Below are 16,220 nucleotides of genomic sequence, written 5' to 3'. Positions count from 1 at the left end.
GTGCAGGTGCAACCGAAATATTGGCCGTGACGCAACCAGTCCGAACGATGGCAGGGGGCCGCGCCTGCTCGCTCAGCGTGATTGCAGCGTCGGGTCGAGCCTGTCGCGGACCCAGTCGCCGATGATCGAAATCGACATGGTCGTCAGGAAGATCGCCATGCCGGGCAGGATCGCGATCCACCATGCGGTGGTCAGGTAGGCGCGCCCTGCCCCCAGCATCTGGCCAAGGCTGGTCAGAGGCGGGCGGATGCCGAGGCCAAGGAAACTGAGCGAGGTTTCGAGCAGGATCACCTGCGGAAAGTTGAGCGTGAACTGAACGATCAGCACGCTCAGGATGTTGGGGAGGATATGCCGGAGATAGACATGGCGCGCCGGCGCGCCGAGCGCGACCACGGCCGTCGCATAGCCTTGCGTGTTTGCGGCGATGACGACGCCCCGCGTCAGCCGCGCAAAGACCTCCCAGCCGTAGAACCCCATGATGGCGATGAAGAGCAGGAAGCCACCCCCGAACATGGCGATCAGCGCGAGCGCGATCATCATGAAGGGCAGCGACGCCTGGACGTCGGCCAGCATCATGATCGCTTCCTCGACGAAGCCGCGGAAATGCGCCGCGATGAACCCGAGCGCCGTGCCGATCAGGGCGCCGATCAAGGTGCCGCCGAGTGCGACAAGCACGCTGAAGCGGATGGCGTAGATCAGGCGGCTCAGGACATCGCGGCCGAGTTCGTCGGTGCCGAGCAGATGATCCGTCGTCCCACCGAGGAAGACCGGCGGCCTGAGGCGCTTGAGCAGCGCTTGCGCGCGGTAGTCATAGGGCGCCAGCCAGTCCGCGAAGAGAAAGACGACAACGATCAGCGCCAGCAGGACGAGGGCAACGACGACGAGGACGGGATAGCGCGCTTCCGCACGCACCGGAGTGTCGTCAGCCCGACGGAAGGACCATGGCATCGCCATCTCAGTTCTCCGAACGTGCAGCGCGCATGCGCGGATCGATCAGGGTGTAGATCGCGTCGACCGCGAGATTGGCGAGGATCATGGTGACCGAGACCATGATCAGGATCGCCTGGACCAGCGCGAAATCGCGCGACGTGACCGCGTTGACGAGAAGCCGACCGACGCCAGGGACCGCAAACACCGTCTCGACGATGATCGAGCCCGCGACGAGATCGCCGAGCTTGAGCCCGATGATGGTGACGATCGGGATCGCGGCGYTGGGCAGGGCATGCCAGAGCACGCGGCGCATGCTCGGCACGCCCTTGGCGCGGGCCGCTACGACATATTGCTTGTTCAGGACCTCAAGCATCGCCGAGCGGGTGAAACGCGCGAATGTACCCGCAAAATGCGTGCCCAGCGTCACAGCAGGCAGGATCAGGTGCAGGGCCGTCGCGTCGCCCGAACTCGGCAGCAGCCGCCAGTGCAGCGAGAACAGCAGGATCAGCAGGATGCCGAGGAAGAAATTCGGCAGGCTGAAGCCGAGCACGGCGAAGCTCATCACCAGCCGGTCCACCGGCCGATTGCGGTTCAGCGCCGCGACGATGCCGAAGCCGACACCAAGAATGAGGCCAAGCACGAAGGCCGTCAGTCCAAGCCGCAGCGTATGGGGGAGCGCACCTGCGATCAGCTCCACCGCCGGGCGCTGATCGGAGAGCGAGAGGCCGAAATCGCCCTGTGCGATGCCGGCGAGATAGGAGACGTATTGCTGCCAGAGGGGTCGATCGAGCCCGAATTTCTCGCGGTAATGCGCGATGAGTTCGGGCGAGGCCTGGTCTCCGACCAGGGCATCGATCGGGTCCCCCGACAGGTTCAGCGCGACGAAGGTCAGGGTCACGATCAGCCAAACCGTCAGGAGGCCGCGCGCCAGCTTGGTCAGGAAATGACGGCCCGGCATCACGACGCCACGCGGTTTTGTGTTCCGACGAGCAGGTCGGGGTCGTTGAGCAGCACGGCCTGCGGCGACTTCTCCAGGATGGCAGCAAGGCCATCGGCATCGACATCTCCGACACGGCGCCCGGTTCCGCTCCCTCCCGCCGTGACCCAGACCGGCACATGCCCGAGCAGGCCTGTCGCGACCGTTCCGTCGAGACCGCCTTCCCAGATCCGGAAGGCGCTCGCTCCGGCTGCCGCGAAATGGTCCGGGTTTGCCTTATCGGGAAGGAAGGCGAGCACCCGGACGCCCGGCATCTGGAGCCGGGCGTGGGCGACCTGCAGGACGTCGCGCACACCGATCCATACCCGATCGCGCAGCCCTGCCCCATCGATCACCGCGATCACCGCGTCGATGATCGTCAGATCCTGCGTCTTGACGTCGATCAGGGCCTGTCGATGCGGGCAGATCGCTGCGAGCGCCTCGGCCAGGGTCGCGAGCCGGATGCCGCTCGAGCGCGCGATCGTCGCCAGCTCCGCGTAGGTGGTTGTCGCGATGGCCGCCGTGCTGCCTGCCAGCCGCGCCAGATCTGGATCATGCGCGGCGATGACGACGCCGTCCGCCGTCAGGCGCGCATCGGTCTCGACGAGATCGGCCCCGGCGGCGATCGCCGCCCGATAGGCCTCCAGCGTATTCTCCGGGTAGCCGGCGGAGTGGCCGCGATGGGCAATGACAAGCGGCCGGTTMACGATTCTGCCCTCAGTTCTTCGGAGAAATGGCAGCGGACGCTGCGGCCACCCTCGACTTCCCGCAGCACCGGCATCTCGACGGAGCAACGCGGGCGGGCATAGGGGCAGCGGGTGTGGAAATGACAGCCCGGGGGCGGATTGGCAGGCGACGGCGGATCGCCCATAAGCCGGGCCGATCGCGTGCGCCTGGGCGCGGAGAGATCGGGAATCGCGGCCAGAAGCGCCATGGTGTAGGGGTGCAGCGGCTGCCGGTAGACCGGATCCGTCGGCCCCTCCTCGACGATCTGGCCGAGATACATCACGGCGATGCGGTGCGAGAGCTGCTTCACTACGCGCAAATCGTGGGAGATGAAGAGATAGGCGATATCGAACCGCTCCTGCAGCTCCTGCAGGAGTTCGGTCACCTTCGATTGAACGGAGACATCGAGCGCCGAGACCGGTTCATCACAGACGATCAGGCTGGGTTTCATGGCCAGCGCGCGGGCGATGACGACGCGCTGCGCCTGGCCGCCACTGATCTGATGGGGAAAGTGTCCGGCCGTTTCCGGCGGGAGGGCCACCGCCCGCATCAGGCGCGCGACCTCGGCATCCCGACCGGCCCGATCTCCGATCTCGTGCAGGTCGAGCGGCTCGCGGATCTGCCGGCCGATGCTCAGCCGCGGATCGAGCGCCGATTGCGGATTCTGGAAGATCATCTGGATGTCGCGGCGCTGCCGCTGCCAGTCGCCCGGGCTCAAACCGGCAAGGTCGCGCCCCTTGAAGACGATCTCGCCGCCGCTCGGGCGCTCGAGCCCGACGATCATCCGGCCGGTCGTGGACTTGCCACAACCGGATTCCCCGACAAGGCCGAGCGTCTCGCCGACCCGCAGCATGAGCGAGACATCTTCGACGGCGCGGATCGTCTGCTGCGACCGGAAGAAGGAGCGTCCGCCGCCGAAATGGCGACGCAGCTTCGAGACCCGCAGCAGCGGTTCCGACCGTTCACTCATGAGGCGACCCGCTCGCGATAGACCGGCGCGGAGACATCGAGGCGCGGCATTGCGGCCAGAAGCTCGCGCGTGTATTGCGCTTCCGGCGCCTGCAGGATGCGCTCGGCCGGGCCGGCCTCGACCACGCGGCCATGGCGCATCACGACGACATCGTCGGCCATCTCGGCGACAACCCCGAGATCATGGGTAACGAACAGGATCGCCATGCCCAGCTCGGCCTTCAGCCGGTTGAGCAGGTCGAGGATCTGCGCCTGGATCGTCACGTCGAGTGCCGTCGTCGGCTCGTCGGCGATCAGCAGACGCGGCTCGCAGGCCAGCGCCATCGCGATCATCACGCGCTGCGCCATGCCGCCGGAGAACTGGTGGACATAGGATGCCAATCTTTGTGCGGGCTCGGGAATTCCGACCATCCGCAGCAGCTCGAGCTCGCGCGCCTGGCGCTGCGGCTCGGAGAGCGAGCTGTGCAGCCGCAGGGTCTCGCGCAGTTGCGTGCCGACGGTGTGCAGCGGATTGAGCGAGCCGAGCGGGTCCTGGAATACCATGCCGATGCCGCGTCCACGGATCGTCTCCAGCTCGCTTTCGCTCGCCAGGGCGAGATCGCGCCCCTCGAACAGGATGCGCCCGCCGACGCGCCGGCCGTTCCGCGGCAGCAAGCCGAGCACGGCCTGGCAGGAGACGCTCTTGCCGCTGCCGCTCTCGCCGACGACGCATGTCGTGGCGCCGCGACGGACCGAGAACGAGACGGAATGGAGGATGTCGGCATAGCCGGCGGCGGTGCGGAAGCCGACCGTCAAATCCTCGACGGAGAGGAGCGTGTCGCTCCCCTCGCCGGTTTCCGTGATGCGGTCCGTGTCCGTCACTTCGCGCCGATCGACAGGTTCGAGGGGCGGAAGTCCATGTAGTACTGGCTATAGGGCGTCCAGTTGATGCCCTTCTTCAGCGCGTAGCCGGTGACGGGGTTGTAGAGCATCGTCATCGGCATATCGTCCTCGAAGGCAACGAGCAGCTTCGCGAACTGCGCCTTGCGCTTGGTCTCTTCGGTCTCGGCGAGCAGCTCCCTGGCGGCCTCGTTGAATGCAGCGCTCGCGCCGTAATATTTCCAGGTGTTCTGGTTGTCGGTGTCGGGGCCCCACAGGGTCAGGATCGCGCCTGCCGGATCAGGCACGCGATAGGTGTTCGACCAGGCGAAGACCTGGGCACCGGGCTTGCGGACATCCTTGAAGCTGTCGACGAAATCGATGCGCGCATTGATGCCGACTGCGCGCCACATCTCCTGGATGACCTGCGCCGCCTCGACATTATAGAGGTAGTAGTTCGGGATCAGCCTGTAGGAGATCTCCTGGCCCTTGTAGGAGCTCTCGGCAAGGAGCTTCCTGGCGAGCACGGGATCGTAGGAATAGCCCTTGTTCTCCTTCACATAGATCGGCCCGAAGCTCGGCAGCTGGTGGCCGTTGGGCGCATAAGTCTGGCCCTTCCAGAGAGCGTCGATCAGCCCCTTGCGGTCGATCGCCAGGCTCATCGCGTGGCGCAGCTTCTTGTCGGAGAKCACCGGGTCGTTGGTGTTGAACTGGAGCACATGGCTGTTCTCCAGCGGCTCCGTCTTCAGCGTGACATCCTTGTAGCGCTTGAGGCCGTCCCACTGGTCCGGCGGGATCTCGACGGCGATATCGAAATCACCCGCGACGAGACCGGCGACACGGGCTGCGACCTCCGGAACCGAGCGGAAGGTGATGGATTTCGCGGCGGGAGCGCCCTCGAAATAGCGATCGAACGCGGCAAGCGTGATGCGGTCGTTCTTCTGGTAGTCGACGAAGCTATAGGGGCCTGTGCCGACGGGCTTCCAGCGCAGCGCTTTGGCCGCCTGATCCATCCAGGTCTTCGCTTCGACACCCTCCGTCCTGAACTTGTTCCAGGCCTCGTCGCAAATGACGAAGGACATGTAGCTCGACAGGCGGTGCTCGATGATCGGGTCGTGCTGGGCCGTCGTGATCCGGATCGTAAACTCGTCGAGCTTCTCGACATTGGTGAAATTGCCGAAATAGACGCGGCCATCGGGATAATAGGACTTCGCCCCCCAAAGCCGATCGGCAGAAAACGTCGCCAGCACGTCATTAGCGTTGAACGGGCTGCCATCATGGCACACGACGCCGCGGCGCAGCTTCATGTCGAAGGTGGTCGGCGTGCTCCAGGACCAGCTTTCCGCCAGCCCAGGAACCAGTTTCGCACCGCCGTCCGCCGTCGGATGCGCGAAATCGCGCCGGATCAACGTATCGAAGATCGAGTAATAGACCCGGACGTCGACATTGCCGGTGTTCTCGCCGGGGTCGAGCGAGCGCGCAAGTTCGTTCACAGCCACCGTGAGGGCCGGCCGCTCCGCTGCCGACGCGCCGGTTTGCATGGATGCAGCCAGCCCCGCGCCAAGCACCGCCCAAAGCCCTGCATTGCGTTTCATCGCTCTTGCCATTGCATCCTCCCTTGGGGCGCCCCGCTACCGGGGTCCTTGTTCAGTGGTCCGATCACGCGCGACACCGCAGCCGCTATCCCGGCTTGCCGCGAAACATCCGTTGCAGCGTCTCGACCTTTGCCAGCGTCTTCAGCGAGCGACCGCGGTCGGTGCGCGACAGTTCCAGGATCAGGGTATTGCAGATCGCCATCGGGACGGTGAGCGAATGGAATTCGCCCTGCTCGCCACGGTCGGCAACGAGTTGCGCGTCRCAATCCGGCACACCCGTGCGCCGGTCCGTGATCAAGAGCGTTCCGGCATTGATGCCTTGCGCATAGGCGATGATCCGCGCGGCCGCCGGGCTCTCGTGGCGAAAGACCAGGGCGACGACGACATCGCCGGCGGCGAGGCCGAGCAATTGGTCAGCCGCCTGCCAGTCGGCATGGGCGACCACTGCCGCCCTGTAGCCGGACCTGACGAGACGGCGCACGAACAGGTCCGCCAGGCTGCTCGCATGCCCCTCGCCGACCACCAGGATCCGCCCGGCGTCGCGCAGCAGACCGGCGGCGGCAATGATATCGGCATCCGAAATCTGCGCAGCCACCGCGTTCAGGGCACGGATTTCACCATCGACGACAGAGCCCAGGAGGGAATCGCCGCGGACGCGGCTGAGCCGGCGCCGGACGCGAACCGACGCGTCGAGATCGGCGACGACCGCGTCCTGCAAGGCGCCGCGCATGTCGCGATAGGTGGCAAAGCCGAGCTTGCGTGCGAGCCGGCCCGCAGTCGAGGGATGCACGCCGGCCTGCCCTGCGACCTTGTGCGCCGGCAGAAAGCTGCCCGCTGTCCGGTCAGCCAGGAGAACCTCGATCAGCCGCCGATCGGCTTCGGTCAGTTCGTCCCGGTGCGCCGCGATAATCTCCGTCAGGCTCATGCAACCCTCCCAATGCCGCCCAAGGTAGACAAGCCCTTCGGAGCTATGCAAGATAAATTGCTGACTCTTGATATCGCAATTTATCTTGCAACGCAGAAAACCTCTTGGACTGTGACGGTGACATGACAGAGATCGCCTCTCATCGCGGCGGAGCCAGACTCTGGCCCGAGAACAGCCGCCTCGCCTTCCGCAACTCCGCCGCGATGGCTGTCGACTTCATCGAGTTCGACATCCATCGCAGTCGCGACGGCGTGCTGCTCGTCCATCACGATCCGCTGCTCGGCCGAACCTCTGCCGGCACCGGAGCGATCGCGGACAAGGACTGGGCCGACCTCCGGGAGGTGGCGCTGCTGCGCACAAGCGACGAGACCATTCCGAGCCTTGACGAAGTGCTCGACGTTCTCGAGCCGAGCGGCATCAAGCTGCGCATCGAGCTGAAGAACCGGCACGACGGCAGCCGCTATCCCGGGATCGAGGCCCAGATCGTCGAAGTGCTCACGGAAACGCGCCTGCTCGACCGGACGACCTTCACCGCGTTCGATCTCGCGACGCTGGAAGAACTGTCCAGCTTGGCGCCAGCCACGCCATTGATCTGGCTGATCGCCGAGAAGACGCTCGCCGCGCCGACGCGAGATCTCGGTGCCTTGTGCCGAAAGGCGCGCATGGCGGGCGTTCCGGAGATTGCGGTGCGCATCTCGCAAGCCCAGGACACCGATGCGGAGATCTGCCGGCGTGAGGCGATCCGCTACGGTCTCTTTGCCGTGCATGAGGAGGCGGAGATCAAGCAGGCCTTCGCCGCGGGCGTGAGCGCCTTCACGACGGATCGGCCGGACCTCGCCGTCGCCCTAAGGCCATAGGCAAGTCGGACTGCGCGGGCTCTGCTGCGTCTTGCCGATCCATCAGAACTTTCCCGCTTCCGGTCTCGAAGGGGTGCCGCCATGCCAACCAAGGCGGCACGCTGGAAAACCTCGATCCAATCTCTCAATATTTGATCTCATCCTGAACGTCGGTATTATCCAAAAAATAATTATGGATCTTTCCTGAGTTATTCACGCTATATAGCGGCGCGATCGACTTTCTCGATACTTTTAAAATTCACCTMATAATTTAGGTTAAATCTCGTCCGTAGTGAATTGTTCTCATGTCAGGAAGCGCCATTATTTTGTCGGCGACACTCCCTGGTGTGCGCCGGCTGCTTGGGGCCAGCTCAAGGACAAGGCCGGGAACGATCGTGTGCGGCCAGACTTTATGCTGCGGGCCGCGTGTTCCGGCATGGCGTCAGTCGTGCAACTCTGCCGAATGAGGGCATGTGCCTTTCGAGGCGACGCGCAATGGATGATGAGATCCGTCTGCACGGCACCCTTGCTAAGAACCGAGCCGTGCTAGCCGGTCTCAGCCCTGGCGCGCAGGTCCTCCCATGAAGCGGAGCACCTGATCCATCGAGGACCGCGCGACGCGCGATCATCCAGCTATCCGGGCCGCGGTCCTGCTCCAGCGTTGGAGCGGTATCTGGCCTGTTCGATGCGCCCAACGAGCGCATGATGCTGCCTGCGGCGGGCCTTTTGTCCCTCGCCAGGCGCCATTGAAAGCCGTCGCCGACCATTGCCGCATCGATCGACAGCCGTCGCTCGATCACTGGCGATGCGCACCAGGAGACCGATATGGCGCTCGAACAGGCCTGCGTACATGCGATGCCCAAACCCTGGGGGTCGACCGATCTCCTGCCCTGGAGCGAGGTCGCGCATGACGGCGTMGCCATCGGTGAACTCTGGTTTCAACGCCGCGACATTCACGTGGCCGAGCCCGCCCTGCTGCTCAAGTTGTTGTTCACGCGCGAGGCATTGTCGATMCAGGTGCATCCGGACGACGCTTTCGCGCAAGCTATGGGGCTCCCTCACGGCAAAACCGAAGCCTGGTATATTCTCTCCGCGACACCGGATGCCACGATCGGCGTCGGGCTGAAATCGGCCCATACGCCCGCAGAACTGCGGGCCGCCATCGAGGATGGCTCCATCACCGACCTCGTGCAGTGGCGCAAGGCCTGCAAGGGCGACGTCATCTTCGTGCCGGCCGGAACGATCCACGCGATAGGCCCCGGGCTTGTCCTCGCGGAAATCCAGCAGCGAAGCGACACGACCTTCCGCCTGTTCGACCATGGCCGCCAACGCGAACTTCACATCGAGCACGGCGTTGCAGCGGCCCTGGCCGCGCCCGCCGCAGGGCAAGCCCCAGTGCGGTATCTTGGCGATTGCAGGACCCTGCTCGTCGCGAGCCCGTATTTCGTCCTCGAGCGGTTTGATCTGGCTTCGGGATCGGTCTGGAACCTCAGTGCAAGCAGAGAGACCTGGCTGGTCATCATCGCTGGCACCGCCAGGCTCGGGGCGTTCCAAGCAGTCGCCGGCGAGGGCTGCTTCATCGAGGCCGACAGCATGCGCATCGAGGCGGGGGGCGAAGGCCTGACCTGTCTGGTGGCCTATGACGCGACAAGCCCCTGCCCCGACCTTTTGCATGCCGTCTCTGCGCATGATGCGAATGCGCCAGGCGACGCCGTTTCCCAGCCGCCTCAGCCGCCCCTGCCGCTCCCGACGCTGGCGGGTCCGTCCAACCCCTTCACGGAGGCCCGACCATGAGCCCGCTCCACCGCATTGCCTTCATCGGCAACTCGCTTCCGCGTCGCTGCGGAATCGCGACCTTCACGACGGATTTGCAACAGGCGGTCGCCTTGTCGGGCTCGGATCTCGAAACCTCGATCGTGGCCATGAACGACCATGGTCATGCTTACGACTATCCACGCTCCGTCCACTATCAGGTCGGCGACGACCGGTTGGAGGATTATGCAGGGGCCGCCGACTTCCTGAATGATGGTCGGTTCGACATCGTCTCGCTCCAGCATGAGTTCGGCATCTTCGGCGGAGAGGCCGGCGGCCACATCATGGCGCTGCTGTCGCGGCTGAAGACGCCGGTGGCCACCACACTCCACACCGTCCTGTCCGAGCCGACGCCGGTGCAGCGCGATGTCATGGAACAGATTGTCGACGCCTCGACGCGCATCGTCGTCATGGCCGAGAAGGGCCGTGACCTGCTGCGGACCGTCTACAGACTCCCTGCCGACAAGATCGAGGTGATCGCGCACGGCATTCCCGACGTCGCCTTTCTCGCACCTGACGACGCCAAGACCAGGCTCGGGTTCAGCGGCCGCTCCGTCATCCTGACCTTCGGTCTGCTGTCGCCCAACAAGGGCATCGAGGTGATGATCGACGCGATGCCGGCGATCCTGCGGCGTCGCCCCGATGCGGTCTATGTGGTTCTGGGTGCAACGCATCCCAATCTCGTCCGCGACCAGGGCGAGGCTTATCGCGCCAGCCTGATGAGCCGCGTGCGCGAACTCGGCGTCGAGGATCATGTGGTCTTCCTCGACCAGTTCGTCGATCAGGCGACGCTACTGGGCTTCATCTCGATGTGCGATGTCTATGTCACGCCCTATCTCAACGAGGCGCAAATGACATCGGGCACGCTGGCCTACAGTTTCGGCCTCGGGAAAGCCGTCGTCTCGACGCCCTACTGGCACGCACAGGAACTGCTCGCTGATGGGCGCGGCATTCTGGTGCCCTTCGGCGATGCGGTTGCCATCGGCGACGAGATCGCGGGACTGCTGACCGATGTCGACAGGCGCCAGGCAATGCGGCTGCGTGCCTATGCCAGTAGCCGTTCGATGACATGGGAACGAACGGCCAAGCGCTATCTCGCCGCGTTTGAGACGGCGCGTCGGGGCCGGGTGCTGAGCGTCGTCGCCAGCCCCATCATGACAACGCCCTCGCCGCAGATTCCTGCGCCTCCGGAGATGCAGACAGGACATCTCCTGTCCATGTGCGACGATACCGGATTGTTCCAGCATGCCGTCCATTCCGTGCCGGATCGCGCGCATGGCTACTGCGTGGATGACAATGCCCGCGCGCTCCTCCTCGCCTGCACCTTGAGCAGCACCGGCGAACGGCAGCTTACGGACGCGCTGACGGCGCGTTACGCATCCTTCGTCCAGCACGCCTGGAATCCCGACACGCGACGCTTCCGCAATTTCATGAGCTTCGACCGGCGCTGGCTGGAAGATACGGGTTCCGAGGACAGTCATGGCCGGACGCTCTGGGCGCTGGGCGAATGCGCGCGCAGCGATGTCAGCCCGTCGCGCCGACAATGGGCAGCCGCCCTGTTCGCACAAGCCCTGCCCATCGTCGAGAGCTTCACCTCGCCCCGCGCCTGGAGCTTCACCCTGCTCGGCCTCGACGCCTATTGCGCCGTCGCCGGGGCGCCGCCGACTGCCATCTGGCTGCGCCCGCTGCTGGCCGATCGCCTGCTCGCCCTGCTCTCGGCGGTCGAGACACCGAACTGGGTGTGGTTCGAGGACGGGCTTTCCTATGACAACGCGCGCCTGCCTCAGGCCCTGATCGCAACCGGTACCTCCATGAAGGTCCCAGCCTATCTCGAGGCCGGGTTGCGGTCGCTGCGCTGGCTCGCGGATCTGCAGACGACGCCCGCGGGTTTGTTCAGGCCTGTCGGCTCCGACAGTTTCGGCGACAAGCGCCGTGCACCGAGGTCCTTTGATCAGCAGCCGCTGGAGGCCACGGCGACAATCTCAGCCTGCCTCGCAGCCTGTCGGGCCGATGGCGATCCGCATTGGCGGACCGAGGCCGCACGTGCCTTCGCCTGGTTCCTCGGCCATAACGACCTCTCGGTGCCGCTGGTCGATCTTGATACCGGCGCCTGCCGGGACGGCCTGCACCGCGACCGCGCAAACGAGAACCGCGGGGGCGAATCCGTGGTATCCTATCTTCTCAGCCTCGCCGAGATTCGCCAGCAGGCCCGCATCAGCGGGGACCGCCCGAAACTGGCGCCGCTTCGGGTCCTCCATGCCTGATCCTTCCGCCAGCGCGCACGAACAGACTGGGGTCGCCTTGTCCCAGCCCGCTTTCCTGAACCGCCAGGCCCTGTATTTGCGCCCCGATCCTTCCAGGGTGGTCGTGCGCCGGTTCGGCCCCGCGGTCGAGCCCAGGGACCTCAGCCCAATCGACAAGACGCGGGCGAATCATATCGTCGACCGGGTCCTGGCGCTGGATGCCGATACGGCCGAGAGCCTGCTCTCCGACGTCTTGGAGAACTTCAAGGGCCGACACCGCAACCTGCTGGAGAAATTCGAGGAGCGCGCCGATGAGATGGAGGAGGCATTCGCAACGCATTGCGACTTCACCAGGATTCAGCGTCAGCTGGTCGGAGCCTACTTTCTCCAGGAGAATTCATTCGAAGCAGCGGCGCTCTTCAACCCGAGCATCGTTTCGCACCCTGACCAGTCCGGCGCTCCTCCAGGCGGGCGCCGCTTCATCCTGAGCGTTCGCGCGGTTGGCGAGGGCCATATCTCGTCCCTGACTTTCCGCTCGGGCTCGATCGCGAATGACTGCAGCATCAGTGTCGATCCGACATCGCGGCTGGCTTCGATCGCCACCTTGCGCAACCGCATGGCGCGCCTCGACGGCGACGATGTCGAGGTCGCATTTTCGCCCGATGGCGACATCAGCGAGCGGGTGATCTTCCCCATTACCGCATCTCAATCGAATGGCATCGAGGACGCACGTTTCGTCGCGTTTGACGAAGATGGGAGGACGGTGTTTCGGGCGACCTACACGGCCTATGACGGCCGGGCGATCCGGTCCGAACTGATCGAGACCAGCGATTTCCTGTCGTTTCGGATGTCGCCGCTGCGGGGCACCGCGGCCGCGAACAAGGGCATGGCGCTGTTCCCTCGCAAGATCGGTGGGCGCTACGCCATGATCGCGCGGCAGGACAATGAGAACCTCTATCTCATCTATTCCGATGACCTCTTCACCTGGAACGGTGGGGTCGTGATCCTGAGGCCCCAATTTGCATGGGAGTTCGTTCAGATCGGCACCTGCGGCTCCCCGATCGAGCTTGACGAAGGCTGGCTGCTGTTGACCCACGGCGTCGGGCCCATTCGGAAATACGCGATCGGAGCGGTTCTTCTCGACAAGCAGGATCCGTCGAGGGTCCTCGCGCGGACCCGCGAGCCGCTCGTCCGGCCAGAACCGTCCGAGCGTGAAGGCTATGTTCCCAATGTCGTCTATACCTGCGGCGCGATACGCCATAACGACCACATCATCCTGCCCTACGCGGTCTCCGACACGTTCTGCAATTTCGCGACGATCAGGATCGCTGCGCTGATGGGCGCCATGGAACGCTAGGAAGTCTTCCGGGCACGGGCTCGCGCGAGAAATCGGCTACGCAGGCTGGAAAAAGGTTCCGCCTGCGCCTGGCTCAAAGTAAGCATCGACGTCGTCATATGTCATGCCTTCGGCCAGGCCGGAATAATTGAATCATCAAGCAAATCAGGGTTAAGACAATCGGCAGAGGGGCTGGAACGATGTATGTGCGAAGATGACGCGGCCTTAGAACTTGCTTAGCGACTGAAAGAAGCGCGTAGTGGATTGTCGCCTCCCTTCGCACTGAACCGAGAGCGGGTCGCGGTGTCATTGTGGCGCCGGTCGGCACTGGATTTTCGTCTTGCAAGGCAATGGCCAGATCATCTGGCGCAACGGCACGCGCCAGCCGGCATCATTCAGCTTCAGAACGTCACTGAATGCCAGGGACATGTGTTCCGGGCATCTTGTCGCGAACCTGAGCCGGACGGACCCGCTCCAGTTCGCCTTTCCGATCCACCTGATCCGGGACGACGGAGACATCGTGGATCTCCTGATCATGGGCCATCGCCACGATGGGGCGGCCTTCATCGGCCATCTGGCTTCGTCGAATGAGAAGGCGCGCAATGGATCGGGCATCGAGGACACATGTCATGACAACCGATTATAAGGCAGGCGATGTCATCAGCTTGGCTTTTGGCTTCTTCGACAGAACCGGCGTCGGGAAATACGAGATCATACGGGTGCTTCCGGCGAGCGAGAACGGACAGCGGCAATATCGGGTGCGCGGCGCCGATGGCCACGAGCGCGCCATCGAAGAACTCCAGATCCGCGCCAGCGTCACGCAAACGAACCATTTCGGCAACCTGAAATAACCGCGGCGTCCGGAAGAGAGCCGAGCAGGCGGCTCTGTTAGCATTGGCAGGGAATGGCAGGTGCGGATCATGACGGACCGGACCACCGAAACGGAGATCACGTTCAGCCATCCCTTCAGGTTGAGCGCGCTGTCGGATCCTCAGCCGGCCGGAACCTATCGGGTCGTCACCGACGAAGAAGAGATCGTGGGCGTGTCGTTCCGGGCTTTTCGCCGGACCGCCACGATGCTGCAGATCCCGGCCATCGAATTTTCACGCGGTTCCTCGCAGATCATCCTCGTGGATCCGATCGAACTTACAGCTGCCCTGGAGAAGGATAAGCAGGCCTAGTCACACCTATGAACCGTGAAGTGAGACGATCATGCGTTATCTCGGTGGAATCTCGGGGCGAGGCGCCCTGATGAGCAACGGCATCAAGATCGGCCGTGCATCCTACGATTTTGAAGGTTTCTTCCAGGATCCGATCGGAGTGACCAGCTGCGGCGAGGTCCGGCTGGCCTTTCCCGCACTGAAGACCGTCTTCGGCCGCGCGGATGTGCAGCTGCTGACCGATGATGGCCATCTCCTCGATCTCAGGTTCTCCTATCGGGAATTTCCGTCGACGACCGGCGCCGCCCATGTCGAGGTCACGGGAGATCTGCCTGCTACGCCGCAGAATTGGCACCATTGATCATCTCGCCCGCGATGCTGCCGATCGGCGGGCGTCGCTCGAATCCCCGGCTCTCATCTCGCTCGACATGATGCGGTCGAATTGCCCGGCCCACCCGCCGCGAGGTCGAAGAAACGGAAACAGCCCGGCGCATGGTCCGGGCTGTTTGCAGATCCAGGATGCGCGACTCAGAACTTGTAGTTCACGCCGACGCGAACGATGCCGCCATTACCGCCACCATTGGTGGTCGCGGTATAGAGCCCGGCCGGGAGCACGCCACCCGCCGGGTTGGTGAAGGCCCTGTTTCGCCGGCCCTCGCCGGTATCGACGTAGAGACCTTCGAGCTTGACGGTCCAGTTATTGGTGAAGGCATATTCGACGCCGCCGCCGATGGTCCAGCCGGTATTGCTCGTCGTGTTGCCGGTCAGCGGGTTGCTGTTCAGCCCGCCATAGGCGAGACCGCCCGTGATGTAGACCAGGGTCCGATCGAAGGCGTAGCCGACGCGGGCACGCACGGTGCCGAAATAGCCGCCGTCACCACCGCCTCTGTTTGCCCACCAGGTGTATTGCCCCCAGGACACATCGCCGCTCGAACCGACATATTGGATATCGGTCTCGAGACCGTAGACCCATGCGCCGGACTGCCAGTTATAGCCGATCTGGCCGCCACCGACGAACGCGCCGTCGCCGCCACCGCCACTCAGGATTCCCGAGGAGCCAGTCGTCGGCCCGGTGACGATGACGTCACGCGACCCGCCCCAGCCCACACCGGCGTTGAGACCGACGTAGAAGCCGGCCCAGGTAAAGACGGGAGCGTAGACGATCGGGGCCGGGGGCGCGGAGCGGCTGGGAAGATCGGCGGCGAAGGCAGACGTAGCCAGGCAGGTTGCAAGGACGGCGGTGGATGCAAGCCCTAGTCGCATGGTGTCCTCCGAGGTCGGCATTTCACCTCACAATTGTTGCACAACAATCCACATCGGTGAACCTCAATAATCGACCGTCCTTTACTGCAGGAGTGGCCTAGTATTCCGATGGAGATGCTTTGGCCAACCAGCCGATTCCAAACGTGGAATCTGCACTGCCCACGCCATCCCGATCCGGTGGCCGCTTCACAGTCGCCACGCCCGCCGGCGCGCTTTCAGTCCAGCTCCGGCCGTCATGGCTTGGCCCGCTCGCCCTCCAGATCATCCTCGCGAGACGTTGCGAGCGATGGCGGTGTCTCCCGGCTGTAAATGAGAATTGCGCGCTACGGCGCGATCGATTGGGGGGATCGCTCGGCTTCGCCTTCGGCCGCGACGATGCAGTTTCGGCCTCTCGACTTGGCGGCATAGAGGGCCTTGTCGGCACGTGCGTACAGGCTCAGCGATACATCCGTCGGATCCGTCTCGGCGATTCCTGCCGAAAAGGTGCAACGAAAATCGCCATGGCCGCCTTGCGGCTTCATCGCCCGAACGACGATGAGCATGCGTTCCAGGACCAGCGCAGCCTCGGCAGCGGATGTCCTGGGCATGACC

17 protein-coding genes are annotated in these 16,220 nt (G+C 64.2%); 7 read left to right on the top strand and 10 right to left on the bottom strand.

Translation table 11 applies throughout. The annotated features are described in order from the left end of the window. Positions 1-72: 72 nt before the first annotated feature. The 7 genes from AC1DJT_RS22040 to AC1DJT_RS22010 form a co-directional block, all read right to left on the bottom strand. On the bottom strand, positions 73-954 hold the full coding sequence (locus AC1DJT_RS22040; RefSeq protein WP_476769651.1) for an ABC transporter permease: 882 nt from the start codon (positions 952-954) through the stop codon (positions 73-75). 1 nt (position 955) lies between these two features. Further along, on the bottom strand, positions 956-1,888 hold the full coding sequence (locus tag AC1DJT_RS22035) for an ABC transporter permease (protein ID WP_476834862.1): 933 nt from the start codon (positions 1,886-1,888) through the stop codon (positions 956-958). Beyond that, positions 1,888-2,595 (bottom strand): glycerophosphodiester phosphodiesterase, encoded by a 708-nt coding sequence (locus tag AC1DJT_RS22030; protein WP_476834864.1) that lies wholly within the window; start codon positions 2,593-2,595, stop codon positions 1,888-1,890. Before AC1DJT_RS22030 ends, AC1DJT_RS22035 begins: the two co-directional genes overlap by 1 nt. Beyond that, a complete protein-coding gene (locus AC1DJT_RS22025) occupies positions 2,490-3,485 on the bottom strand; it encodes an ABC transporter ATP-binding protein (RefSeq protein WP_476834863.1) in 996 nt (331 codons plus the stop codon). The genes AC1DJT_RS22030 and AC1DJT_RS22025 overlap by 106 nt, the downstream gene beginning before the upstream one ends. 113 nt (positions 3,486-3,598) lie before the next feature. Next, a complete protein-coding gene (locus AC1DJT_RS22020; protein ID WP_441507770.1) occupies positions 3,599-4,462 on the bottom strand; it encodes an ATP-binding cassette domain-containing protein in 864 nt (287 codons plus the stop codon). Further along, entirely contained in the window at positions 4,459-6,054 is a 1,596-nt protein-coding gene (locus tag AC1DJT_RS22015; RefSeq protein ID WP_476834861.1) for an ABC transporter substrate-binding protein, read from the bottom strand. Before AC1DJT_RS22015 ends, AC1DJT_RS22020 begins: the two co-directional genes overlap by 4 nt. A gap of 85 nt (positions 6,055-6,139) precedes the next feature. Then, positions 6,140-6,979, bottom strand: a complete 840-nt coding sequence (locus AC1DJT_RS22010) for a MurR/RpiR family transcriptional regulator (protein ID WP_441507768.1) — start codon at positions 6,977-6,979, stop codon at positions 6,140-6,142. Between the two features lie 122 nt (positions 6,980-7,101). Between AC1DJT_RS22010 and AC1DJT_RS22005 the strand changes: the two genes are divergently transcribed. The 4 genes from AC1DJT_RS22005 (at position 7,102) to AC1DJT_RS21990 (ending at position 13,227) form a co-directional block, all read left to right on the top strand. After that, a complete protein-coding gene (locus AC1DJT_RS22005) occupies positions 7,102-7,836 on the top strand; it encodes a glycerophosphodiester phosphodiesterase family protein (protein WP_441507767.1) in 735 nt (244 codons plus the stop codon). 804 nt (positions 7,837-8,640) lie between these two features. Beyond that, positions 8,641-9,609 (top strand): class I mannose-6-phosphate isomerase, encoded by a 969-nt coding sequence (locus AC1DJT_RS22000; protein ID WP_476770530.1) that lies wholly within the window; start codon positions 8,641-8,643, stop codon positions 9,607-9,609. Continuing rightward, positions 9,606-11,891 carry a glycosyltransferase family 4 protein gene (locus tag AC1DJT_RS21995; protein WP_476776598.1) on the top strand — a complete coding sequence of 762 codons (2,286 nt, stop codon included), beginning with the start codon at positions 9,606-9,608 and terminating at the stop codon, positions 11,889-11,891. The genes AC1DJT_RS22000 and AC1DJT_RS21995 overlap by 4 nt, the downstream gene beginning before the upstream one ends. A gap of 37 nt (positions 11,892-11,928) precedes the next feature. Next, positions 11,929-13,227, top strand: a complete 1,299-nt coding sequence (locus AC1DJT_RS21990; protein ID WP_476834860.1) for a glycoside hydrolase family 130 protein — start codon at positions 11,929-11,931, stop codon at positions 13,225-13,227. Positions 13,228-13,615: 388 nt separating this feature from the next. On the opposite strand, the gene AC1DJT_RS21985 is transcribed toward AC1DJT_RS21990, so the two are convergent. After that, on the bottom strand, positions 13,616-13,780 hold the full coding sequence (locus AC1DJT_RS21985; protein ID WP_441507763.1) for a hypothetical protein: 165 nt from the start codon (positions 13,778-13,780) through the stop codon (positions 13,616-13,618). A 55-nt stretch (positions 13,781-13,835) separates the two neighbouring features. Between AC1DJT_RS21985 and AC1DJT_RS21980 the strand changes: the two genes are divergently transcribed. The 3 genes from AC1DJT_RS21980 to AC1DJT_RS21970 all read left to right on the top strand — a co-directional run bounded on the left by AC1DJT_RS21980 (position 13,836) and on the right by AC1DJT_RS21970 (position 14,727). Further along, positions 13,836-14,057 (top strand): hypothetical protein, encoded by a 222-nt coding sequence (locus AC1DJT_RS21980; protein ID WP_441507762.1) that lies wholly within the window; start codon positions 13,836-13,838, stop codon positions 14,055-14,057. Positions 14,058-14,126: 69 nt separating this feature from the next. After that, entirely contained in the window at positions 14,127-14,387 is a 261-nt protein-coding gene (locus AC1DJT_RS21975; protein ID WP_069882796.1) for a hypothetical protein, read from the top strand. Between the two features lie 31 nt (positions 14,388-14,418). Further along, positions 14,419-14,727 carry a hypothetical protein gene (locus AC1DJT_RS21970; protein WP_441507760.1) on the top strand — a complete coding sequence of 103 codons (309 nt, stop codon included), beginning with the start codon at positions 14,419-14,421 and terminating at the stop codon, positions 14,725-14,727. 167 nt (positions 14,728-14,894) lie between these two features. On the opposite strand, the gene AC1DJT_RS21965 is transcribed toward AC1DJT_RS21970, so the two are convergent. Together AC1DJT_RS21965 and AC1DJT_RS21960 are read right to left on the bottom strand one after the other, a co-directional pair. Next, entirely contained in the window at positions 14,895-15,629 is a 735-nt protein-coding gene (locus AC1DJT_RS21965) for an outer membrane protein (protein WP_441507759.1), read from the bottom strand. A gap of 323 nt (positions 15,630-15,952) precedes the next feature. Then, on the bottom strand, positions 15,953-16,220 hold a 268-nt coding region (locus AC1DJT_RS21960; protein ID WP_476834859.1), incomplete at its 5' end, for a diguanylate cyclase domain-containing protein.

The sequence above is a fragment of the Allobosea sp. 05T422_2 genome, from assembly GCF_056396265.1.
The sequence above is the reverse complement of the archived record's forward strand: the minus strand, read 5'-3'. Positions and strand labels throughout refer to the sequence as shown.

Bases quoted from the DNA above. Each gene is read 5' to 3' on its own strand.
- AC1DJT_RS22040 (WP_476769651.1), bottom strand. From the start codon at position 954: ATGGCGATGCCATGGTCCTTCCGTCGGGCTGACGACACTCCGGTGCGT.
- AC1DJT_RS21975 (WP_069882796.1), top strand. From the start codon at position 14,127: ATGACGGACCGGACCACCGAAACGGAGATCACGTTCAGCCATCCCTTC.
- AC1DJT_RS21970 (WP_441507760.1), top strand. From the start codon at position 14,419: ATGCGTTATCTCGGTGGAATCTCGGGGCGAGGCGCCCTGATGAGCAAC.
- AC1DJT_RS21965 (WP_441507759.1), bottom strand. From the start codon at position 15,629: ATGCGACTAGGGCTTGCATCCACCGCCGTCCTTGCAACCTGCCTGGCT.
- AC1DJT_RS21995 (WP_476776598.1), top strand. From the start codon at position 9,606: ATGAGCCCGCTCCACCGCATTGCCTTCATCGGCAACTCGCTTCCGCGT.
- AC1DJT_RS22005 (WP_441507767.1), top strand. From the start codon at position 7,102: ATGACAGAGATCGCCTCTCATCGCGGCGGAGCCAGACTCTGGCCCGAG.
- AC1DJT_RS21985 (WP_441507763.1), bottom strand. From the start codon at position 13,780: ATGGCCGATGAAGGCCGCCCCATCGTGGCGATGGCCCATGATCAGGAG.
- AC1DJT_RS21980 (WP_441507762.1), top strand. From the start codon at position 13,836: ATGACAACCGATTATAAGGCAGGCGATGTCATCAGCTTGGCTTTTGGC.